This window comes from Streptomyces sp. NPDC045955 (genome assembly GCF_056430805.1).
In genome coordinates, this window is the sequence record NZ_JBWKKY010000010.1 from 253334 (window position 1) to 275664 (window position 22331).

Below are 22331 nucleotides of genomic sequence, written 5' to 3' on the forward strand. Positions count from 1 at the left end.
CACGCACTCACTGTCAAGTGGGTGGGACGGGAGTCTCATTATGTGAGCGGAGGGCCGTACCGCCTCCGATGACGGCGGACACACCCGAGCTGTACACCCGCGGGGCACCGCCCGCGAGCGCCGGTTCAGCCGGTCCGTGCGGTACCGGATAGTGGCCGGAAGCGAGCGCCCGGCGCAGCCGGTACTCGTCGAGCGGCCCGGAGAACGCCATGCCCTGCCCGTGCGTACAGCCCATCGCGCGCAGGGCGACGACCTGCTCGGGAAGATCCACCCCGTCGGCCACGGACTTCAGTCCGAGGTCGCCGGCGATGCGCAGCAGCCCACTGGTGATCTTGTGCAGACGGGCGGACTCGACGACGCCCTCGACCAGACTGCGGTCGAGCTTGAGGATGTCGACGGGCAGCCGCCTGAGGGCCGTGATCGCCCCGTAGCCACTGCCGAACCCGTCGAGCGCGATCCGGACCCCGACCCGCCTGAGGGCACCCAGCCGGCGCTCCAGCTCGTCCAGGCCGGTCCTGGGGTCGGCGTCGGACAGCTCGATGACCAGCGACCCGGACGGCAGCCCGTGCCGTGTGAGCAGTGCCTCGATCGTGCCGAGCGGCATCGATCTGTCCAGCAGCCGGCGGGCGCTCATCCGGACGACGACCGGCGCGGACAGCCCGGTCGCGTGCCGCTCGGCGGCCTGCTCGACGGCCTCCTCGATCACCCACCGGCCCAGCTCGGCGGTCTTGTCGCTATCCTCGGCCACGCGCAGGAACTCCGCCGGGGTGAACAGCACCCCCTGCGAGGAGCGCCAGCGCGCCTGCGCGGACACCGACGCGATCCGGCCGTCCCCCAGGCACACCACCGGCTGGTGCAGCAGGGTGAACTCGCCGTCGTGCAGCGCGGCCCGCAGGCGCGTGGCCAGCTCCGCCTTCCGTACGACGTCCTGCTGCATCTGCGGCTTGTACAGCTCGACGCGGCCCTTGCCGCCGGCCTTGGCCCGGTACATGGCCAGGTCGGCGTTGCGCAGCAGCTCGCCCGCGCCGAGGCCCGGCTCGGCGAAGGCCACGCCGATGGAGGCGTTGACACGGACATCGTTGCCGTCGATGGCGTACGGCTGGGAGAGCGTCGTCCTGAGGCGGTCGGCGAGCTCCAGTATGTGCCGCTGCCGGGCCTCGCGGTCGCGGGTGTTGTCCCCGACGATCAGGGCGGCGAACTCGTCGCCGCCCAGCCGGGAGGCGGTGTCGCCCTGCCGGACGGAGTCCTGCAGGCGGCGGGCGGCCTGGACGAGCAGCTCGTCCCCGGCCTGGTGCCCGATGGTGTCGTTGACGGCCTTGAAGCCGTCGAGATCGATGAACAGCACCGCCGTGTTGCGCAGGGCCACGCCCCGGTCGGAGGCGCGGCGGCCCGACAGGGCGTGCTGGACGCGCTTGGTGAACAGGGCGCGGTTGGGCAGGTCCGTGAGCGGGTCGTGCTCGGCGTTGTGCTGCAACTGGGCCTGGAGCCGCACCCGTTCGGTCACGTCCCTGCTGTTGAAGATGAGGCCGCCGTGATGGCGGTTGACGGTCGACTCGACGTTCAGCCAGCCTCCGTCACCCGAGCGGAAACGGCACTCGATGCGCGTAGTGGGTTCCTCGACCGGGTTGGCCGCGAGGAAACGCCGCACCTCGTGCACGACGCAGCCCAGGTCCTCCGGGTGGATCAGATGGGCCAGTTCCGTCCCCACCAGCTCATCCGCCGGGCGGCCGTAGACACCGGCGGCGGCCGGGGAGACGTACCTGAGGACGCCGCTGGGTGCGGCGATCATGATGACGTCGCTGGAGCCCTGCACCAGGGAGCGGAAGTGGTTCTCCTTCTGGGCCAGTTCCTGGGTGAGGGTGATGTTGTCGAGCAGCATGATGCCCTGGCGCACGACCAGCGCGAGCACGACCGTGCCGCCGGTGAGCAGGACCACGCGGTCGACACTGCGGCCGTTGAGGACGTTGTAGAGGATCCCCAGGGTGCACACGGCCGCCGCGAGATACGGCGTGAGGGCGGCGAGGGAGCCGGCGATGGGCCGGGCGGCCGGATACCGGCCGAGCTCGCCTCCGGGCAGGGGCGAATGATGGTGCGGGCCGCTGCGCTGCCCGGGCACGTGCTCGTGCACCACGCGCGTGTGCCCCGCCGTGCTGTGCCGCTCAGGGCCGTGCCGGTCGGTGTCCGGTGTGCGGGGCCCGGCCCACGGGGCGTACGCCAGGAGCAGCGAGCCGGCGAACCAGCCGGCGTCGAGGAGCTGGCCGGAGCGGTAGCTGTCGTGCATCAGCGGCGAGGTGAACAGGGCGTCGCACATCAGGGTCAGCGCCAGGCCGCTGATCGCGGTGTTGATCGCTGTGCGGTTCACCGCCGAGCGCCGGAAGTGCAGCGCGAACACCATGCTGATCAGCGCGATGTCGAGCAGCGGATACGCCAGCGACAGCGCGGTGTGCGCCACGCTCGGCCCTTCCGTCTTCGCGGCCTGGGCCAGCGCGAGGCTCCACGCCAGGGTGAGCAGCGAGCCTCCGATCAGCCAGGCGTCGAGCGCGAGGCAGACCCAGCCGGCCTTGCTCACCGGTCGCTTGGCGAGGACCAGCAGTCCCACGATGGCGGGCGGTGCGAAGCACAGGAAGAAGAGGTCGGCGTACGAGGGGCTGGGGACGGGCTGCCCGAGGACGACCTCGTACCACCCCCAGACCAGGTTGCCCAGGGCCGCCATCGCCGAGGAGAGGCCGAACAGCAGCCAGGCGGGTCGAAAGCGGGTGCAGCGGTTGCGGGCGCACAGGACGCAGGACACGGCGGCGGCGCCGGCGGCCGCGCTCAGCCCGAAGTCGCCCATGATCAGGGCCATCTCGTTCGAACCCCAGCCGAGCGCGGAACCGACGGTGTACGCCGCGCAGACCAGGGCGAGGACGAGTTGGAGGGCCAGGCCCGGCCGGGGGCCGGGGGCCGGCGTGCGGGGCAGCTGCGCCCTGGGGGACGGAGGCTGTGCCCGCAGCGCTCCGTCGAGCGTGGGCGTGGGGGTCGGCGGCGCGCTCACCGGACCCTCCCGGTCCGTGCCGCTCCCGGCCCCCGCGGGTCCCGGTGCGCCGACTGGACATGCCTTCTGCGGCTGCCGGTCCTGCGGTGGTGATGACTGTGGTCGGTGTGGTGGTCGCTGTGATGGGTGTGCCGCCCGCCGTGATCGGCGTGGTGACCGCGTCTGCTCGCGGCCGTCCGCCAGGGTCGCCGCCGGCAGCCCCGCCTCGTCGGATCGCTCGTCCATAGGCCGTGCATCGCCTGTCGCCCCCCTCACAGTCCTGAACTGTCCGTCCCCGGCGCCGAACTGTCCCCGGCGCAGCCCCTGTCGGGACGATACACCAGTTTCGTCACTCAGGGACATAGGTTCTCTACGCTCCGTGACGATCAACAGATGCATGAGTACCCACCGCGCCCGAAGGATTGCGGACAGTACCCGAAGTTCGGATCAGCCGGTTGATGCACCCGTCGTAAGGATCACGTTGCGCAGCGGCTCCCGGTTCACATAACGGTTCAACTGGTCCGCCAGGAGCCGCTCGGCGCGCGGCAGGAACGCGGAGGTGGGTCCGCCGACGTGCGGGCTGATGAGTACCCCCGGCGCACGCCACAGGGGATGTTCGCGCGGGAGGGGCTCGGGATCGGTGACGTCGAGAGCGGCGGTGATGCGGCCGCTCTCCAGTTCGGCGAGCAGCGCCTTGGTGTCGACGACGGGGCCGCGGGCGACGTTGACGAGGAGGGCGCCGTTCTTCATCCGGGACAGGAAGTCGGCCCCGGCCAGGCCACGGGTGGTTTCGGTGAGCGGTGTGGAGAGGATGACGACGTCCGCTTCCGGCAGCAGCGCCGGGAGTTCGGTGAGCGGATGCACCGGCCCGCGCGTCGTGGTGCGCTGGGAGCGCGCGACGCGCGCCACCCGCGCCACCTCGAACGGGACGAGCCGGTCTTCGATGGCCTCGCCGATCGACCCGTACCCGACGATGAGGACGTTCTTGTCGGCGAGCGCGGGCCGGAACCCGGCGAGCCACTCCCCCCGGTCCTGCGCGCGGACGAAGTCGGGGACCCCGCGCAGCGAGGCCAGGATCAGTGCGACGGTGAGCTCTGCGGTGCTGGCCTCGTGCACCCCGCGCGCGTTGCACAGCCGCACGCCCGGAGGCAGGTGCCGCAGCCCCGGCTCCACGTGGTCGATCCCGGCGGAGAGGGTCTGCACGACCTGTACGTGGCTCATCTGCGGCATCGGACGCACGCACAGCGGACTGGGCTTCATGTAGGGGACGACGTAGAAGACACAGTCCGCCGGGTCCGCGGGGAACTCTTCCTCACCGTTCCAGAAGCGGTAGGCGGGGCCCTGCGGGAGTCCCTCGATCTCGTCCGGCGGGATGGGCAGCCACACGTCAGCAGTCATGCACAGGAGGCTATGTCAGGAGGGTGTGACGGCAGAGGTTAGGTTGGGGTGGCCGGAACAGGGAGGGTCACGACCAGGTGGAGCGCAGGACGATCGGCGCGGCGGCGCTCGCGGTGGGGGCCGTCGGACTCGGGTGCATGCCGATGAGCTGGGCGTACAGCGCGTCGCGGCAGCGCGGCGACGAGTCGCTCAGGGCGGTGCACCGGGCGCTCGACCTGGGGTCGTCCCTGCTGGACACGGCCGACATGTACGGCCCCTTCACCAACGAACTGCTGGTGGGACGGGCGTTGAAGGAGCGGCGGCCGGACGCGTTCGTGTCGACGAAGGTCGGTCTGCTCGTGGGCGACCAGCACATCGTCGCCAACGGCCGCCCGGGGTATGTGAAACGGGCCTGTGACGCGTCGCTGCGGCGCCTCCAGACGGACGTCATAGACCTCTACCAGCTGCACCGGGCCGACCCGGAAGTGCCCGTCGAGGAGACGTGGGGCGCGATGGCGGAACTCGTCCAGGCCGGGAAGGTACGGGCGTTGGGCCTGTGCGCGGTGGGCGCGCGGGCCGGCCGCCGCTCCGGGGCCCGGCTGCACGACGCGACGGTCCGGCAGCTGGAGCGGGTGCAGCAGGTGTTTCCCGTGAGCGCGGTGGAGGCGGAGCTGTCGGTGTGGTCGCCGGAGGCGCTGGAGACGCTGCTGCCGTGGTGCGAGACGCGGGGCATCGGGTTCCTGGCGGCGATGCCGCTCGGCAACGGCTTCCTGACCGGCCGGCTGCGGCCCGGAGCGGGCTTCGAGGCGGACGACATCCGGGCCCGGCACCCCCGCTTCACGGCCGAGATGATGGCCGCGAACCAGCCGATCGTCGCGGGCCTGCGCCGGGTGGCCCGCCGCCACGGCGAGCACGTCAGCCCCGCCCAGGTCGCCCTCGCCTGGGTCCTCGCCCAGGGCCCGCACGTGGTCCCGGTCCCCGGCACGAAGCAGGAGCGCTGGGTCACGGAGAACGCCGCCGCGGCGGCCCTGCGCCTGACGGCGGAGGACCTGCGCGAGGTGGCGGAGCTGCCGCCGGCACAGGGGTCCTGGGACTGAGCCCCGTCCCGCATCGGGGGGCGTTTCGGGCAAACCCCGTGTTCGCGGTGCCGCGTTCCGTGATCGGGAACTTGTGAGGCACGGGCGGTGTATGACAGGGAGAGGACCTGCCCCGTCGAAGGGACCATGATCGTGCAACGTCGAGCCGTGCCGACCGTGTTGGCCGCCGCCGCGCTCCTGCTGACGGCCGGCTGTTCGTCCGACGGCGGAGGGTCGTCCGGCCCGGACGGGAGCGCCTCCCCGAGCCGGAGCGCACCGGGGTCGTCCGCACCGACGGGGCGGGCCGGTCAGGAGACACCGCGCGCCAAGGGCTCGGTGAAGGTGGTGCGGACCGTCGCCGGGGGCCTGGACTCCCCCTGGGGCCTCGCCCCGCTGCCGGGCGGCGGCCTGCTCGTCTCCTCCCGGGACGACGGGACGATCGTCCGGGTCGACGAGAAGACCGGCAAGAAGACCGAGCTGGGCGAGGTGCCGGGCGTATCCGCCGCCGGCGAGGGCGGCCTGCTCGGTATCGCCCTCTCCCCCGAGTTCGCCTCGGACCACATGGTCTACGCGTACTTCACCTCGGCCTCCGACAACCGCATCGTCCGCATGCTGTACGACGAGAAGAAGCCCGCCGGCGAGCAGCTCGGCGCTCCCGACACGGTCTTCAAGGGCATCCCCAAGGGAGTCATCCACAATGGCGGCCGGATCGCGTTCGGTCCGGACAAGATGCTGTACGTGGGTACGGGCGAGAGCGGTGACACGGGCCTGTCCCAGGACAAGGACTCCGTGGGCGGCAAGATCCTGCGGCTGACCCCGGAGGGCGAGCCGGCGCCGGGCAACCCGTTCGGGAACTCACCGGTGTACTCGTACGGCCACCGCAATGTGCAGGGCCTGGCCTGGGACGCGAAGCAGCGCCTGTTCGCCTCGGAGTTCGGCCAGGACACCTGGGACGAGCTCAACGCGATCAAGCCGGGCGACAACTACGGCTGGCCGGAGGCCGAGGGCAGGTCCGACGACTCCGGGTTCCACAACCCGGTCGACCAGTGGACCACGGCCGAGGCCTCGCCCAGCGGCATCGCCTACGCCGGGGGGTCGGTCTGGATGGCGGGCCTGCGCGGCAAGCGGCTGTGGCGCATCCCGCTGAACGGCACCGAGGCCTCGGCCGAACCGCAGGCGTTCCTGGAAGGCGAGTACGGCCGGCTGCGCACGGTGGTCCCGGCGGGCGGCGACCGGCTGTGGCTGGTGACCAGCAACACGGACGGCCGGGGCAGTCCCAAGGACGGGGACGACCGGATCCTGGAACTGCGGGTGACCTAGGGCGGGCTTCGGGGTCGGGCTTCGGGGTCGGGCCTCGCGTCAGTCCTCGGAGCCTGCGCAGTCGTCGTCCTCCGGCTCCTGCGGCGGGCGTACGACGACCTTCCCGGACGACAGGTCTATCGGCCCGCGTCCGGGATCGGCGTCCCCGGTGTCCTGTCGGGTCAGCTCCAGGCGGTTCTGTTCGTCTCGGGTGTGTTTGCGACCGGGTGCGAACAGTTCCTCGAACATGTTGAACACGGAGCCTCCCTGGGCCGCGCCACCCCCCGATGTCCTTTACAGCGTATGCCTCAGCCTGGGGCGCCGGGCATGACGGATTCGGCCGGGAACAGCCCCAGCCGGTGCGCCACCGCCGCCGCCTCGCCGCGGCCGGAGACGCCGAGCTTCGCCAGGATGTTGGAGACGTGGACGCTCGCGGTCTTCGGGGAGATGAACAGTTCCTCGGCTATCCGTCGGTTGGTGTGACCGGCGGCGACCAGGCGCAGCACGTCCCGTTCCCTACTGGTCAGGCCGAGGGCCTTGGCAGGGTCCGCGGGAGCCGGGGCCGGTTCCGCGGCGGGCGTCAGCGGAAGCCGGGCGCGCCGGGCGAGCGCGGTGGCGGCGTCGGCGAGCGGCCGGGCCCCGAGGTGGCGGGCGACGGCGTGGACCAGGCGGAGCAGTTCCGTGGCCCGGTCGCGCTCGTCGGCCTCGCCGCCGCCCGTCAGCAGCGACGCGGCCAGGCGGTACCGGACGCGGGCGAGGTCGTAGGGCCGCTCCAGGGGTTCGAAGGCGGTGACCACCTCCGACCAGATCTCCGGGGCGTTCCGGCTCCCGGCGCCGTGGACGGCGGCGCGGTGGAGTCCGGCGCGGTGGAGTTCGGCGCGGACCCACTTCTCGTGGGCGAGCCAGACGGGGGCGTTCGTGGTGAGGCGTCTGACGGCTTCGAAGATGCTCTCCAGGGTCTCCTCGCGGCCGTCCCGCGCGGTGGGCAGTGCACGGGCGTCGGCCTCGGCCATGGCGGCTTCGAGCAGCAGGGGCCAGGCGTAGCGCTGGGTGCCCGGCGGGAAACCGGACTTCAGGGTGCGGGCCAGTTCGGCGCGGGCGTCGGCCAGGCGGCCCTCGGCGACGGCGAGCTGGAGGGTGAGGCAGGCGATCGGGAGGTCGTGCTGCGGCATGGGGTCGTGCGGGCCGTAGGAGGCGCGGCTCTCGGCGAGATGGTGAGCCGCCTCGGGCACCCGGCCGCGGGCGAGCGCGAGGAACGCCAGGCTGTTGGCGCCCGAGCCGTACGGCGCGGCCGTCTGCCCGCGCCGCTGGGCGTTGACGGCCGCCTCGGCCGCCTCGTCCCAGCGGCCGAGGGAGATGAGCGACTCGGCGAGGTTGCCCCAGACCCAGCCCTCGGCCTCCCGCAGGCCCATCCTGCCGGTGAGGCGCAGGCCCTCGTGCAGGACGTCCACGGACTCCTCGGAGCGCCCGATGCCCTCCAGGGCGGAGGGCAGGTTCACATGGCTGCGGCCCACGACCACCGCGAGCCCCCGGGCCTCGACCTCGTCCTTGACCTGGTACATGTGGGCCAGCCCGGCCTCGATCTGCCCGGCGTCGATCATGAGTGCTCCGAGGGTGAGCCGGGCGTTGGACTCGATGTCGTCGGCGCCCACCATGCGCGCGTACTCCACCGCACGCTCGGCGGCCGTCAGGGCCTGCGGGCCCGGCTGGCGGAGCATCGACCAGTGGGCGACCGTGGCGAGCACCTCGGCGTGCACCTCGGACGGCGGCAGGCCGCGGACCAGGTCCTGCGCGGTGGCGATCTCCTTCCAGCCGTCGCCGCGGGCGAGCCGCTGCACCAGCCGGGAGCGCTGGATCCAGAACCAGGCGGCGCGCAGGGGGTCGTCCTCCTCGTCCAGCTGGCGCAGCGCCCGCTTGGTGATCTTCAGGGCGCTCTCGCGCTCCCCGCAGAGCCGTCCGGCGACGGCCGCCTCGGCCAGCAGGTCGAGGTGGCTCAGCGCGGTGGCCTGCGGACCGCCGCAGGCCGGATAGACCTCGGCGTAGTCGACGGGGCGCAGGGTCCGGCGTACGGCTTCGGGGGCGGTGTCCCACAGTTCCATCGCCCGTTCCAGCAGCCGAAGTTGCTCGGCGTAGGCGTGGCGGTGGCGGGCCTCGACGGCGGCGTCGAGGACTGCGGGCAGGGCCTTGGCCGCGTCGTGGGCGTAGTACCAGTAGCTGGCCAGGCGCGTCGCGTGCTGGTCGGCCGGGACGAGGGTCGGGTCGGCTTCCAGGGCTTCGGCGTAGCGGCGGTTGAGGCGGGAGCGCTCGCCGGGGAGCAGGTCGTCGCTGACGGCCTCGCGGACCAGGGAGTGGCGGAAGCGGTAGCCGTCGCCGCCGGGCGCGGGGGTGAGGATGCTGGCGTTCACGGCGGCCCGCAGCGCCTCGATGAGATCGTCCTCGGCGAGCCGGGCGACGGCGGCCAGCAGCCGGTACTCGACGGTGGAGCCGCCCTCGGCGACGATCCGGGCGACCTGCTGGGCGGTCTCGGGCAGCCCCTCCACCCGGACGAGCAGCAGGTCGCGCAGGGAGTCGGTCAGGCCCGTGCGGCAGCCCTCGTGGGCTGCGACGGCGAGTTCCTCGACGAAGAAGGCGTTGCCGTCGGAGCGTTCGAAGATCGCGTCGATCTGGTCCGGGTCGGGTTCCTGGGCGAGGATCCCGGCGACCTGGCGGCACACCTCCTCGCGGTTGAAGCGGGCGAGTTCGATGCGGCGGATGGTACGGAGGCGGTCGAGTTCGGCGAGCAGGGGCCTGAGCGGGTGGCGGCGGTGGATGTCGTCGGAGCGGTAGGTGGCGAGGACGACGAGGCGGCCGGTGCGCAGGGTGCGGAAGAGGTAGGAGAGCAGGTGCCGGGTGGAGGCGTCGGCCCAGTGCAGGTCCTCCAGGGCCAGGACGACGGTGTGCTCGGCCGTGACGCGCTCCAGCAGGCGTGCGGTGAGTTCGAAGAGGCGGGCCATGCCGTCCTCGTCGTGCCGGGCCGCCTCGCGTGCTGCGGCCGTGCCGATCTCGGGGAGCAGCCGGGCCAGTTCCTCCTCCTGCCCGGCGGCCGCGGCGGCGAACTGCCCGGGCAGCTCGCGGCGCAGGGCGCGCAGGGCGGTGGAGAACGGCGCGAACGGCAGCCCGTCGGCGCCGATCTCGACGCAGCCGCCGAGCGCGACGACCGCGCCGCGTCCGCGGGCCGCGGCGGCGAACTCCTCGACGAGCCGGGTCTTGCCGACTCCGGCCTCGCCGCCGATGAGCAACGCCTGGGGGTCGCCCGCGGCGGCACCGCCGAGCACCTCGTCGAGCAAGCCCAACTCGGCGTCCCGGCCGACGAACACGGGGCTGACGGACCTGGTCTCCACGGACCCGAGCATCGCATGGAGCTCCGACAGCAGGGGACCGGTTTTGCCACGCCGGGCCCCGGTTCCGGCTGTCGCCTCCGCCTGGACGCCCTGGGGGCCGGCTGTCACCCCCGCCCGGACGACCCCGGGACCGGCCGCCGCCCCCGCCCGGACGACCCCGGGACCGGCCGCCGCCCCCGCCCGGACACCCCCGGGACCAGCCGCCGCCCCCGCCCGGACACCCCCGGGACCAGCCGCCGGCCCCGCCCGGAGCGCCGCCGCATCAGCCGCCTCCTCCGCCCGGGCGATCACGGAGGCGGCCGGTGCCGCCCCTGTGTTCACGCGGCGCGGGCGGAGCGTGGCCGGCGGAAGCGGCGGGTATGGCTCTCGTGCTCGGGGGAGCCTTCCGCCGCTTCGCGGCGGGCGGCGCGGCGGGCGGCGCGGCGGGCCCGGGCGGCCTCGCGGACCTGGCGCTCGTGGTCGGCGCGGCGGATGAGGTCGGCGGCGCGCAGCTGCTGGAACTCGTACTCGTACATGGCGTGTCCTTGGTGAGAGGCCGGGTGAAGGGGCTTCGCTTTCCGCGGTGCCTCTTCTGCGATGCCTCCACCTTCGTCTCCCAGGCCCGGCCGCCACATCGGGAGAGTTCCGCATCTTCGGGGGCCTGCGGGGCCTTAGACACGGCTGAGGGGCCTCAGGGACTCCGTAAGGTGCTCACGGATTCCCTAAGACCCCTCAGGACCTGCGGTGACTCAGCCCGCCGACGGCAGTCCGAGCAGGATGCCGGTGTACTTCAGGACGGCCAGGAACAGGCCGATCACGCCGAGCGCGACACCCGCCCAGGCGACCGACTTGATCCAGGGGGCCTGGATCCTGCCGGGGGTGCCGAACGCCGGCCGGGCCAGTACGACGACGCCGACGATCAGTGCCGTCACGGCGAACAGGCCGCCCCACAGGGCCGTGGTCTGCCAGGCGTCGCCGTAGACCGCCTGGATCTGCTTGGCCACGCCCGCGTTCTGCGCCGTCTCCAGCTGGCCGACGAGGTTCTGCCGTGCGGCAGCCACCGTGCCGATCCAGCTGCCGGTGAGCGAGACGACGCCCAGCGCGGCGGAGACCACGGCGGCAGCGCCCTGGCCGACGCCGGAGGGGCCCTCCTCCTTGGTCTCGGCGGTCTCGGCCGGGGCCTCGGTCCGGGTCACCTCGTCGGACTTGGTGGTGTCCACCGCCTTCTCGTCGGTCGTGGCCTCGGTGGCCTCGGTCTCGTCCACTGCGTTCGTTGCCATGTGTCGCACCGTAGGGTCGCTGTCTGAGAAGTCTCTTAATGATCGTCGTGAGCGGCACGCGCGCGTGCGGCGCGCCACTCGGGCGCCAGCACCGACCAGACTTCGAGATCGTGCCGTACGCCACCATAGGGGTGGGCCTCGCGCCGTACACCGTCGCGGGTCATGCCGAGGCGCCGGGCCACGTTCAGGCTCGGCTGGTTGCCCGAGGCGGCGACCCACTCGATCCGGTGGATGCCACGCTCTTCGACGGCCCAGTCGATCAGGACGCGCATCGCCCGGGTGACCAGTCCGCGCCCGATCCCGGCGGGCTCCAGCCAGCAGCCGACCTCGCAGTTGCCGCTCGCGGCGTCGAAGTTCAGGAACAGCACGCCGCCCACGAGCTTGCCGTTCAGCCACAGTCCGTGCAGCGAGCGGGTGTCGGCGGCGCGCATGTCGGCGTACCGCTGGAGCATGACCCGCGCGGACTCCACGTCCGTCTCCTGTGACCCGAAGCCGATGAACCGCCCGATGAAGTCCCTGCCCCGCTCCAGGTGCGCGAAGAACTCCTCGGCGTGCCAGGGTTCCAGGGGCCGCAGTTCGGCACCGTCGTCACCCAGGGATATCGCGTACATCCCGCTGCCGCTCCTCCTCGGCCAGGACGTCCGCCACCTCGGCGTCCGTCGCGGCGGCCAGCCTCTCATGCGCGGCACGGCACTCGGGCGGTTCGATGCTGATCCGCGGCAGGCGCTTGTCCATCCAGCGCGGCAGCCACCAGTTGGCGCCGCCGAGCAGGTGCATCAGGGCGGGGACGAGGAGCGTGCGCAGCACGAAGGCGTCCAGGGCGACGGCGGCGGCCAGGGCGATGCCGAACATGGCGATCACGCGGTCGCCGCTGAGGACGAAGGCGAGGAAGACGGAGATCATGATGACCGCCGCCGAGTTGATCACCCGGCTGGTCTCGGCGAGGCCGACCCGCACGGCACGCCGGTTGTCGCCGGTCTCCAGCCACTCCTCGTACATCCGGCTCACCAGGAAGACCTGGTAGTCCATGGACAGGCCGAAGAGCACCGACACCATGATCACGGGCAGGAAGGGCTCTATGGGCCCCGCGCTGCCGAGGCCGAGCAGTTCGCTGCCCCAGCCCCACTGGAACATCGCGACGACCACCCCGAAGGCCGAGGCCACGGCGGCGACGTTCATCGCGGCCGCCTTCAGCGGTATGCCGATCGAGCGGAAGGCGAGCAGGAGCAGCAGACAGCCCAGGCCGATCACGACCCCGACGAAGACCGGCAGCTTGGAGACGATGACGTCGGCGAAGTCGTCGTAGCCGGCCGTCATGCCGCCGACCTGCGTGTCGAGCGAGGTGCCCGCCTCGGCCCGGGGCAGCACCTCGTCGCGCAGCCGGTCGACGAGGTCGCTGGTCTGCTTCGACTGCGGCGAGGACTCCGGGACGACGCTCAGGTACGCGGTGTGACCGCCGGAGTCGAACGTCACCGGCGTCACCGAGGCGACGCCCTCGGTGGTCCGGAGCGTGGCGTCGAGGTTGCCCAGGGCGAGCTTGTCGTCGGCCCCGTCGACCTTCGTGACGAGGGTGAGCGGGCCGTTGACGCCGGGGCCGAAGCCGTCGGCGAGGAGGTCGTAGGCCTGGCGCGTGGTGGAGGCCTTCGGGTCATTTCCCTGGTCGGAGGTGCCCAGGTGCAGTGAGAACGTGGGCAGCGCGAGGACGGCCATGACCACCAGGGCGACCGCCCCGAGCACCTTGGGGTGGCGCTCCACGAACGCCGACCAGCGGGCGGCGAAGCCGGTGGGCAGCTCGGGCTCGGGCCCGTGCTCCGCCAGGCGGCGGCGCTCGCGGCGGCTGAGCGCCCGTATGCCGATGAGGGACAGCAGGGCGGGCAGCAGCGTCACGGAGGCCGCGACGGTGAGGATCACGGTCAGACTGGCGGCGAGTGCCACGCCGTTGAGGAAGCTCAGCCGCAGGATCAGCATGCCCAGCAGGGCGATGCAAACGGTGGCACCCGCGAAGACGACGGCCCGTCCCGTGGTCGCGACGGCGTTGGTGGCCGCCTCGGTGACGGACAGCCCGCGTTTCAGCCCGCGCCGGTGTCTGGTGACGATGAACAGTGCGTAGTCGATGCCGACGCCGAGCCCGATCAGCATGCCGAGCATGGGGGCGAAGTCGGCGACGGTCATGGCGTGACCGAGCAGCACGATCCCGGCATACGCGGTGCCGACGCCGACCAGGGCGGTGGCGATGGGCAGCAGTGAGGCGGCGAGCGAGCCGAAGGCGAGGAACAGCACGACCGCGGCGACGACCACGCCGACGACCTCGGCGAGGTGCCCGCCGGAGGACTCGGTGAGCGCGACGGCGCCGCCGCCCAGCTCCACCTGGAGCCCGTCGGTCTCCGCGCTCTTCGCGGTGTCGACGACGGCCTGCGCCTCGGACCGGCTGACGTCCTGCGCCTGCTCGTCGAAGGTGACCGTGGCGTACGCCGTACGGCCGTCCGCACTGACGCGTCCCGCGCCCGGCCCGTCGTAGGGGCTGGTCACGGAGGCCACGCCGGGGAGGTTCCCGACGCGTTCCAGGGCGCGGGTCATCGTCTGCTCGACGTCGGCGGCGCGGACGCTGCCGGACGTGGTGTGCCAGACGACGGTGTCACTGTCGCCGCCGAGCCGCGGGAAGCCCTCGTGCAGCAGCTGGGTGGCGCGCCCCGACTCGGTGCCGGGGACCTGGTAGTCGTTCGAGTACGCGGAGCCGGCGACGGCGGCGCCCGCGGCCATCCCCGCGAAGGCGAGGAGCCACAGCAGAACGGTGACCAGACGGCGTCGGACACACCAGCGTGCGAGGGCTGCCACGAAACGTGCTCCCAGGGTGACTTTTTTGGATCTTTGACCGGGGGCAGTCGTCCATGAACTGAACAGCCCGCAAAGAACGCATGAGCAATGGCAAAGCCACTGTTACAGGCACACGAGATCATTTGTCGGTTTCGTGGGCTTATTCACAGCGGGGGGATCAGTCGGACTGGTCCCCCAGCGCCATCACCATCACGCCGGCGATCAGCAGCCACAGCGCCCGCCGGGTGCGTCCCCGGGCGCCCAGCACGGCGGCGCCCGCGCAGACGGCCGCGCCGCCGGCGTACGCCGCCGGGACGAGTCCCGATGCGGAACGGGTGAGGCGGAGCAGGGCCGCGGCCAGCCCCGCCAGGGTCAGCGCGGCGCCCGTACCCGCCGCCGTCCAGCGGGCCCGCCGCGCGCCCTCCACCGGATCATCGGCGTCGTCCAGCTCGTCGTCCCGATCCTCGGCGTCGTCCGACTCCTCGGCGTCGTCCAGCTCGTCGTCCCGATCCTCGGCGTCGTCCAGCTCCTCGGCGTCGTCCAGCTCGTCGTCCCGATCCTCGGCGTCGTCCAGCTCGTCGTCCGGCTCTCCCCGCTCGTCACCAGGCTCGGCCCGTGCGGCATCGGGCCCGGTGTCCTGCGCGGCGGCTGCCTCCGGGCCCGTTATCTCAGGATCGGTGTCGGAATCAGCGCGTCCACTCATGGCCGAGACGGTAGCGCGTCGGGCGGGAAAACCGGGTGCGGGGCCGACGGGCCGGCTGTTAGCGTCCGCGGGTCCGAGGAATGCCCGCGGCACCCGCCGCCCGGCTGAAGCAGGTGCATTGTTTGACGGTCCGACCGAGCTCCGACGCATCCCTGTTCTCTTCCATGGACTCAAGGAGCCCGTTCACCGATGTCCGACATCACTTCCAGGACCTCGAGCGACCACCTCACTGACCGTCTGACCCACCCCCGCTACCCCCGCAGCAACGCCTACGACGTCCGCTGGACCATCGAGAACCAGATGGGCCCGCACGCGCTGTGGCTGCTGGAGTGGCTGGCCCCGGCGCTGGGCCTGGAGCAGCTGCGCCCCGGCGCGCGCGTGCTCGACCTGGGCTGCGGACGCGCCATGACGTCCGTATTCCTCGCGAAGGAGTACGACGTCCAGGTCGTCGCCGCAGACCTGTGGATCAAGCCCGACGAGAACGCGGCGCGTATCGCCGAGGCGGGCGTGGCCGATCGCGTTCTGCCCGTGTTCGCCGAGGCGCACGACCTGCCGTTCGGCGAGGGCAGCTTCGACGCGATCGTCTCCGTCGACGCGTACCAGTACTTCGGCACCAACGACCTGTATCTGGCCCGGCTGACCCGGCTGCTGAAGCCCGGCGGGCGGATCGGCGTCGTCGTGCCGGCGCTGCGCGAGGAGATCGACGGCGTCGAGCCGCCGGAGCACCTCAAGCCGTACTGGGAGCCGGATTTCTGGTGCTTCCACTCGGCCGCTTGGTGGCGGCGCCAGTGGACCCGCAGCGGGACCGTGGAGGTCGAGACGGCCGACTGGCTGGACGACGGCTGGCGCGACTGGCTGCGGTGGTGCGAGGTCGTGGCCGAGGAGCACACGGACGAGTGGCACATCCGGATGGCCGGCCAGTGCGCCGAGATGCTGCGCCTCGACCAGGGCGGCACGCTGGGCTTCGTCCGGGTCGTGGGACGTCGCCCGTAGGTGACTGAGAGGGGGGATGCGCCGGGTTCGGCGCATCCCCCCCTGCCGGGTCCGCGGAAGGGCTCAGCCCTCGCCGACACCCAGCTTCTGAAGGATCAGCTCCTTCACGCGGGCCGCGTCGGCCTGGCCCCGGGTCGCCTTCATGACCGCGCCGACCAGCGCGCCGGCCGCCGCCACCTTGCCGCCGCGGATCTTGTCCGCGATGGCCGGGTTGCCGGCGATGGCCTCGTCGACGGCGGCGGTGAGCGCGCCCTCGTCGGAGACGACCTTCAGACCACGCTTGTCGACGACCTCGTCCGGGGTGCCTTCGCCCGCGAGGACGCCTTCGATGACCTGACGGGCCAGCTTGTCGTTCAGGTCGCCCTTCACGACGAGCTCGGCGACCCGGGCCACCTGCTGCGGCGTGATCGCCAGCTCGTCGAGCGCCTTGCCCGACTCGTTGGCGCTGCGGGCGAGCTCGCCCATCCACCACTTGCGGGCGGAGGCGGCGTCGGCCCCGGCCTCGATGGTGGCGACGATGGGCTCCAGCGCACCGGCGTTCAGGATCGCCTGCATGTCGGTGGCCGAGACGCCCCACTCCTCGCGGAGCCGGTTGCGGCGGACCAGCGGCAGCTCGGGCAGCGCGGCCCGCAGCTCCTCGACCCACTCGCGGGACGGGGCCACCGGGACGAGGTCGGGCTCCGGGAAGTACCGGTAGTCCTCGGCCTCCTCCTTCACACGGCCCGAGGTCGTCGACCCCGTGTCCTCGTGGAAGTGCCGGGTCTCCTGGATGATCGTCCCGCCGCTGCTCAGCACGGCCGCGTGCCGCTGGATCTCGAAGCGGGCCGCGCGCTCCACGGACCGCAGCGAGTTCACGTTCTTCGTCTCGGAACGCGTGCCGAACTTCTCGGTGCCGTTCGGGCGCAGAGACAGGTTCACGTCACAGCGCATCTGGCCCATCTCCATCCGGGCCTCGGAGACGCCGAGCGCCTTGATGACCTCGCGCAGCTCACGGACGTAGGCCTTCGCCACCTCGGGGGCGCGCTCGCCCGCGCCGACGATCGGCTTGGTGACGATCTCGATCAGCGGGATGCCGGCGCGGTTGTAGTCCAGGAGCGAGTGCGAGGCGCCGTGGATACGGCCCGTCGCGCCGCCCACATGCGTGGACTTGCCGGTGTCCTCCTCCATGTGGGCGCGCTCGATCTCCACGCGGAAGGTCTCGCCGTCCTCCAGCTGTACGTCGAGGTAGCCGTTGAAGGCGATCGGCTCGTCGTACTGGGAGGTCTGGAAGTTCTTCGGCATATCCGGATAGAAGTAGTTCTTCCGGGCGAAGCGGCACCATTCGGCGATCTCGCAGTTCAGCGCGAGGCCGATCTTGATCGCGGACTCGACGCCGGTCGCGTTGACGACCGGGAGCGCGCCGGGCAGGCCGAGGCACACGGGGCAGGTCTGCGTGTTGGCGTCCTGGCCGAGGGCGGTCGAGCAACCGCAGAACATCTTGGTCTTGGTGCCGAGTTCGACATGGACCTCGAGGCCCATGACGGGGTCGTACGACGCGAGTGCGTCCTCGTACGACACCAGGTCGGTCGTGGTGGTCACGGTGAAACTTCCCTCTCAGCCCAGCAGGACGTCGTCGTCGCCCAGCCGCTTCAGCTCGCGGTACAGGATCGCGAGGCCGGTGACGATGGCGACGGCGGACACGGTGGCGTCGATCAGGACCAGGGTGTCCTTCTCGGCTCGGGCCTTCTTCAGCCGCTTGGCGACGCCGATCGCGCCGAACGCGGTCCCGGCCATGGACAGGTACGTGCCGGACCTGGACTTCTTGAAGCCCTTGGCCTTGGTCAGTGCGCTCACAGCGACGGTGCCTCCTCGATCAGCGGGTGGCCCCACTTTTCCACGAAGGCGGCCTCGACGGCGGCGCCGACCTTGTAAAGACGGTCGTCCTTCATGACCGGGGCGATGATCTGCAGACCGACCGGGAGGTTGTCCTCCGGGGCGAGACCGCACGGCAGCGACATGGCCGCGTTGCCCGCCAGGTTGGTCGGGATGGTGCACAGGTCGGCGAGGTACATCGCCATCGGGTCGTCGGCACGCTCGCCGATCGGGAAGGCGGTGGTCGGGGTCGTCGGGGAGACGATCACGTCGACCTGCTCGAACGCCTTGTCGAAGTCCTGCTTGATGAGCGTGCGGACCTTCTGGGCGCTGCCGTAGTACGCGTCGTAGTAGCCGCTCGACAGGGCGTACGTGCCGAGCATGATGCGGCGCTTGACCTCGGGGCCGAAGCCGGCCTCGCGGGTCAGGGAGGTGACCTCCTCGGCGGAGTGCGTGCCGTCGTCGCCGGTGCGCAGGCCGTAGCGCAGGCCGTCGAAGCGGGCGAGGTTGGAGGAGCACTCGGACGGCGCGATCAGGTAGTACGCCGACAGCGCCAGGTCGAAGGACGGGCAGTCCAGCTCGACGATCTCGGCGCCCAGTTCCTTCAGCAGCGCGACGGACTCGTCGAACCGCTGGATGACACCGGCCTGGTAGCCCTCGCCGCGGAACTGCTTGACGACGCCGACGCGCATCCCGGCGACGCTGCCGTTGCGGGCGGCCTCGACGACCGGCGGGACCGGGGCGTCGATCGAGGTGGAGTCCATCGGGTCGTGGCCGGCGATCACCTCGTGCAGCAGGGCCGCGTCCAGGACCGTGCGGGCGCAGGGGCCGCCCTGGTCGAGGGAGGAGGAGAAGGCGACCATGCCGTACCGCGACACGCCGCCGTACGTCGGCTTCACGCCGACCGTGCCCGTGACGGCGGCGGGCTGGCGGATGGAGCCGCCGGTGTCGGTGCCGATGGCGAGCGGGGCCTGGAAGGAGGCGAGCGCGGCGGAGGAACCGCCGCCGGAGCCGCCGGGGATCTTGGTGAGGTCCCAGGGGTTGCCGGTCGGCCCGTAGGCGCTGTTCTCGGTGGAGGACCCCATGGCGAACTCGTCCATGTTGGTCTTGCCGAGGATGACCACGTCGGCGGCCTTGAGCCGCTTCGTGACGGTCGCGTCGTACGGCGGGATCCAGCCTTCGAGGATCTTCGAACCGACGGTGGTCGGGATCCCCTCGGTGGTGAAGATGTCCTTGAGCGCGAGGGGAACGCCGGCCAGCGGACCGAGCTTCTCCCCCCTGGCGCGCTTCTCGTCGACGGCACGGGCCTGGGCGAGCGCGCCCTCGCGGTCGACGTGCAGGAAGGCGTGCACCTTCTCGTCGACGGCCTCGATCCGGGCGAGGTGGGCCTCGGTGACCTCGACGGCCGTGAGCTCGCCGGAGGCGATCTTCGCGGCGGTCTCGGCGGCCGTGAGCTTGATGATGGGGCTGTCCGTCATGGCGGGTTACTCCTCCCCCAGGATCTGCGGCACCTTGAAACGCTGCTGCTCCTGGGCCGGGGCTCCGGAGAGCGCCTGCTCGGGGGTGAGCGAGGGACGGACCTCGTCCGGGCGCATGACGTTGGTCAGCGGGAGCGGGTGCGAGGTCGGCGGTACGTCTTGGTCGGCGACCTCGCTGACGCGGGCCACCGCGCCGATGATGTCGTCCAGCTGTCCCGCGAAGTGGTCGAGCTCTTCGGGCTTCAGCTCCAGACGCGCCAGCCGGGCGAGGTGGGCGACCTCCTCGCGCGTGATGCCAGGCATGCAGCGATCCTCTGGGGTGAGTGTGTGGTTCGGGCCTCGGGCCTGGCGTCACCTTCCCGTCGTCCGCCCGGAGGGCGGGCCGTGCGGCCTGAGGCGCGAGCGATCGCAGGGCGCCGGAGCGTCCTCGTGGCGGGGCCACGTGGACGATTCGGCAACGCGGCGAGCGTGCGTGCCAGGCGTCGCACGGCAGGCGGGAATGTGGCGCCAGGCCCTAATCCTATGGGGCGGGCAGGCGTGACCGTGAAACGGTTTGCCCGGCCCCGGCGGTCCGACCCGTCACAGTGGGTTCAGGACCGGAGCCGGACCCGACCGGAGCGGGGTCTCACGCGATGCGGCCCGAGTCGTCCGCCGTGGCCGCCGGCAGGGCGGCGCGGGGGCGCTGCCAGCCGCGGGAGCCGCGGGCGCGGAGCCAGGCCGTGGTCTCCTCGGGGGGCATCGCGGCGGCGACCAGCCAGCCCTGGACGGCGTCGCAGCCGAGGTCGCGCAGGCGCTCCCAGGTCTCGTCGTCCTCGACGCCCTCGGCGACGACGAGCAGACCGAGGGAGTGCGCGAGGTCGACCGTGCAGCGCACGATCTCCGCGTCCTCGTTGTCCACGGCGAGCCGGGCGACGAAGGAGCGGTCGATCTTCAGCTCGCTTACCGGGAGCTTGCGCAGGTGCACCAGCGACGAGTAGCCCGTGCCGAAGTCGTCCAGGGACATCTTCACGCCGTGCCCGGTCAGCGCGTTGAGGGTGTCGGCGGCGCGCTGTGGGTCCTCCAGCAGGACGTGTTCCGTTATCTCCAGTTGGAGCGCTCCCGCGGGGACACCGTGCCGGGCCAGCCGCGCGGCGACCGAGCCGGCGAAGCCGGGGGTGTGCACGTCACGCGGGGAGACGTTGACCGCGACCGGGACGAACAGTCCCTGGGCGCGCCACCGGGCGACCTGGCCCAGCGCGGTCTCCAGGACGTACTCGGTGAGGTGGGGCATCAGGCCCGAGGACTCGGCGATCGCTATGAACTCGTCCGGCGGCACCTTGCCCCGCTCGGGGTGCACCCAGCGGACCAGGGCCTCCAGGCCCGCGACCTGTCCGTCGAAGCGGACCTTGGGCTGGTAGTGCAGCTCGACCTCGTGGGCGTCCAGCGCCCTGCGGAGATCTCCCAGCAGACCGAGCCGGTCCGGGGTGTTCGAGTCGCGCTTGGACTCGTAGACCTCCACGCCCGTGCGGTCCCGCTTCGCCTGGTACATCGCCACGTCCGCCCGCCGCAGCAGCCCCTCGGCGTCCAGGGCGTGGTCGGGGAAGACGGCGACCCCGGCGCTGGCCTCCAGGACGAGGGTGAGGCCGTCGAGGTCGAGCGGGGAGCTGAGCGCGGCGACCAGGTTGCGGGCGACCCGGGTCGCGGACGTCGTGGAGTCGGCGACGGGCAGTAAGACGGCGAACTCGTCCCCGCCGAGCCGCGCGGCCTCCGCCCCGCGCGGCAGCGCCGCCCGCAGCCGGTCGGCGATCTGGAGGAGCAGCCGGTCACCGGCCAGATGACCGAGCGTGTCGTTGACGGACCGGAAACGGTCGAGGTCGATCAGCATCAGGGCGGCGCGCGCGTCGATCCGCTCGGCGTCGTCCAGCGCGGTCCAGATGCGCTCCAGCAGCCACTGGCGGTTGGGCAGCCCGGTCAGCGGGTCGCGCAGCTGCTCCTCGGCCCGGGCCCGGGCTATCCAGAGCGTGGAGTCCAGGGCGATGAGGGGGATGGAGAACAGCGGCAGCAGGATCGGCTTGGCCATGGCCACCACGCAGACCAGCGGCGCGATGCCCAGCAGCGCGACCGCGACGAGGCCCTGTCTGACCAGGGCGGTGCGGGCGACGGTGGGCAGGCCGGGGCGCGGGGCGTGCAGGTACCACAGCAGGACGCGGGTGACCGCCAGGTAGGAGACGGCCACCAGGACCACCTCGGGTGCGGTGTAGAGCGTCCAGCTGTCCGGATCCGAGGGGGACTCGACGGACGGTACGGATCCGAAGACGCCCAGCACCAGGGCGCCGGCGCCGATGCCGAGGAGGTCGACCGCCCCGTGCAGGATGCCCTGGCGCCAGCGGTTGCGGCGGGCTATGCCGACCAGCACGACGACCGTGAGGCTGACCATGCCGGCCGGCAGCCAGCCGTACAGCAGCAGCACGGCGAGCGTGAGGGCGGCGCCCGAGCCGGTGCCGCCCCACCAGCGGGAGCGGCCCAGCATGACGAGGTGGCCGACGATGATGCCGGTCAGCACGGCCAGCGCCCAGCCGGCCGTGCCGGACGGGAAGAGCGCGTGGCCGCCGGTGAAGGCGCGGTAGAAGCCGGCCCCCAGGACGAACCCGGCCGCCGCGACGACCGCCGCGGGCAGCGCGGGCCAGGACGGGTGCCGTTCGGGGTCCGCGTCAGCGCCGGTCAGGCCGGATGTGTGCTCGGTGCCCTGCTGTGCGGCGCCGCGGCCGTCCGCCGCGGCGCGCCCCCCGGCGGTGCGCCCGTCCGGGGTGTACTGTCCGACGGCGCGCACTTCCGTGCCCGGACGCCCCGCCGGCCGACCCGCCCCACGGACTGCCCGCCATACGACCGCCATGCGGCGCAGGCGCAGCCGTGAGCCCGGCACGGCGCTCTCGGTCGGTTCCATTCCCGTCCCTCTCACAGCCGGCGGTGCCCACGCCCCGCGGCCCGGTGCCCGACAACCCTTGGGCGGCCCGCGCTGGAAAACCTTCCCCGTGCTCCGCGAACACGAAGATGCCCCGACCGCAGCTGGGCACGGCAGGCGCACATCTCAACAGTAGGCCGCAGAAGG

17 protein-coding genes are annotated in these 22331 nt (G+C 72.4%); 3 read left to right on the forward strand and 14 right to left on the reverse strand.

The genetic code is table 11. The annotated features are described in order from the left end of the window. Window positions 1–13: 13 nt before the first annotated feature. Both AC07F0_RS22590 and AC07F0_RS22595 read right to left on the reverse strand, forming a co-directional pair. A complete protein-coding gene (locus tag AC07F0_RS22590) occupies window positions 14–3034 on the reverse strand; it encodes a putative bifunctional diguanylate cyclase/phosphodiesterase (protein WP_478981295.1) in 3021 nt (1006 codons plus the stop codon). 426 nt (window positions 3035–3460) lie between these two features. Next, on the reverse strand, window positions 3461–4411 hold the full coding sequence (locus AC07F0_RS22595) for a 2-hydroxyacid dehydrogenase (protein WP_478981297.1): 951 nt from the start codon (window positions 4409–4411) through the stop codon (window positions 3461–3463). Window positions 4412–4488: 77 nt separating this feature from the next. On the opposite strand from AC07F0_RS22595, the gene AC07F0_RS22600 reads away from it, so the two are divergent. Continuing rightward, on the forward strand, window positions 4489–5487 hold the full coding sequence (locus AC07F0_RS22600; RefSeq protein WP_478981299.1) for an aldo/keto reductase: 999 nt from the start codon (window positions 4489–4491) through the stop codon (window positions 5485–5487). A gap of 126 nt (window positions 5488–5613) precedes the next feature. Beyond that, complete coding sequence (locus AC07F0_RS22605; RefSeq protein ID WP_478981301.1) at window positions 5614–6786, forward strand: PQQ-dependent sugar dehydrogenase; 1173 nt, start codon at window positions 5614–5616, stop codon at window positions 6784–6786. 39 nt (window positions 6787–6825) lie between these two features. Here the strand turns inward: AC07F0_RS22605 and AC07F0_RS22610 are convergent, their stop codons facing one another. From AC07F0_RS22610 to AC07F0_RS22640, 7 genes are all read right to left on the reverse strand, one after another. Further along, complete coding sequence (locus tag AC07F0_RS22610; RefSeq protein ID WP_478981303.1) at window positions 6826–7023, reverse strand: DUF6191 domain-containing protein; 198 nt, start codon at window positions 7021–7023, stop codon at window positions 6826–6828. 50 nt (window positions 7024–7073) lie between these two features. Further along, window positions 7074–10157, reverse strand: a complete 3084-nt coding sequence (locus AC07F0_RS22615; protein ID WP_478981305.1) for a helix-turn-helix transcriptional regulator — start codon at window positions 10155–10157, stop codon at window positions 7074–7076. Window positions 10158–10462: 305 nt separating this feature from the next. After that, window positions 10463–10660 (reverse strand): hypothetical protein, encoded by a 198-nt coding sequence (locus AC07F0_RS22620; RefSeq protein ID WP_478981307.1) that lies wholly within the window; start codon window positions 10658–10660, stop codon window positions 10463–10465. Window positions 10661–10873: 213 nt separating this feature from the next. After that, complete coding sequence (locus AC07F0_RS22625; RefSeq protein ID WP_478981309.1) at window positions 10874–11404, reverse strand: hypothetical protein; 531 nt, start codon at window positions 11402–11404, stop codon at window positions 10874–10876. A 35-nt stretch (window positions 11405–11439) separates the two neighbouring features. Further along, the gene (locus AC07F0_RS22630) at window positions 11440–12015 is read right to left on the reverse strand and encodes a GNAT family N-acetyltransferase (RefSeq protein ID WP_478981311.1); all 576 of its coding nucleotides are present in this window, start codon (window positions 12013–12015) and stop codon (window positions 11440–11442) included. Then, a complete protein-coding gene (locus AC07F0_RS22635; RefSeq protein ID WP_478981313.1) occupies window positions 11993–14239 on the reverse strand; it encodes an MMPL family transporter in 2247 nt (748 codons plus the stop codon). Before AC07F0_RS22635 ends, AC07F0_RS22630 begins: the two co-directional genes overlap by 23 nt. A 157-nt stretch (window positions 14240–14396) precedes the next feature. Beyond that, a complete protein-coding gene (locus AC07F0_RS22640; RefSeq protein ID WP_478981428.1) occupies window positions 14397–14666 on the reverse strand; it encodes a hypothetical protein in 270 nt (89 codons plus the stop codon). A 444-nt stretch (window positions 14667–15110) separates the two neighbouring features. Between AC07F0_RS22640 and AC07F0_RS22645 the strand changes: the two genes are divergently transcribed. Beyond that, window positions 15111–15914, forward strand: a complete 804-nt coding sequence (locus AC07F0_RS22645) for a methyltransferase domain-containing protein (RefSeq protein ID WP_478981315.1) — start codon at window positions 15111–15113, stop codon at window positions 15912–15914. Between the two features lie 63 nt (window positions 15915–15977). On the opposite strand, the gene gatB is transcribed toward AC07F0_RS22645, so the two are convergent. The 5 genes from gatB to AC07F0_RS22670 form a co-directional block, all read right to left on the reverse strand. Beyond that, window positions 15978–17492 (reverse strand): Asp-tRNA(Asn)/Glu-tRNA(Gln) amidotransferase subunit GatB, encoded by a 1515-nt coding sequence (gene gatB, locus AC07F0_RS22650; protein WP_478981317.1) that lies wholly within the window; start codon window positions 17490–17492, stop codon window positions 15978–15980. A gap of 15 nt (window positions 17493–17507) precedes the next feature. Beyond that, complete coding sequence (locus tag AC07F0_RS22655) at window positions 17508–17747, reverse strand: hypothetical protein (protein WP_010041822.1); 240 nt, start codon at window positions 17745–17747, stop codon at window positions 17508–17510. Continuing rightward, complete coding sequence (gene gatA / locus AC07F0_RS22660; RefSeq protein WP_478981319.1) at window positions 17744–19243, reverse strand: Asp-tRNA(Asn)/Glu-tRNA(Gln) amidotransferase subunit GatA; 1500 nt, start codon at window positions 19241–19243, stop codon at window positions 17744–17746. The genes AC07F0_RS22655 and gatA overlap by 4 nt, the downstream gene beginning before the upstream one ends. A gap of 6 nt (window positions 19244–19249) precedes the next feature. Next, on the reverse strand, window positions 19250–19546 hold the full coding sequence (gatC, locus tag AC07F0_RS22665) for an Asp-tRNA(Asn)/Glu-tRNA(Gln) amidotransferase subunit GatC (RefSeq protein ID WP_004925108.1): 297 nt from the start codon (window positions 19544–19546) through the stop codon (window positions 19250–19252). 322 nt (window positions 19547–19868) lie between these two features. Continuing rightward, complete coding sequence (locus AC07F0_RS22670; protein ID WP_478981321.1) at window positions 19869–22166, reverse strand: putative bifunctional diguanylate cyclase/phosphodiesterase; 2298 nt, start codon at window positions 22164–22166, stop codon at window positions 19869–19871. Window positions 22167–22331: the final 165 nt, after the last annotated feature.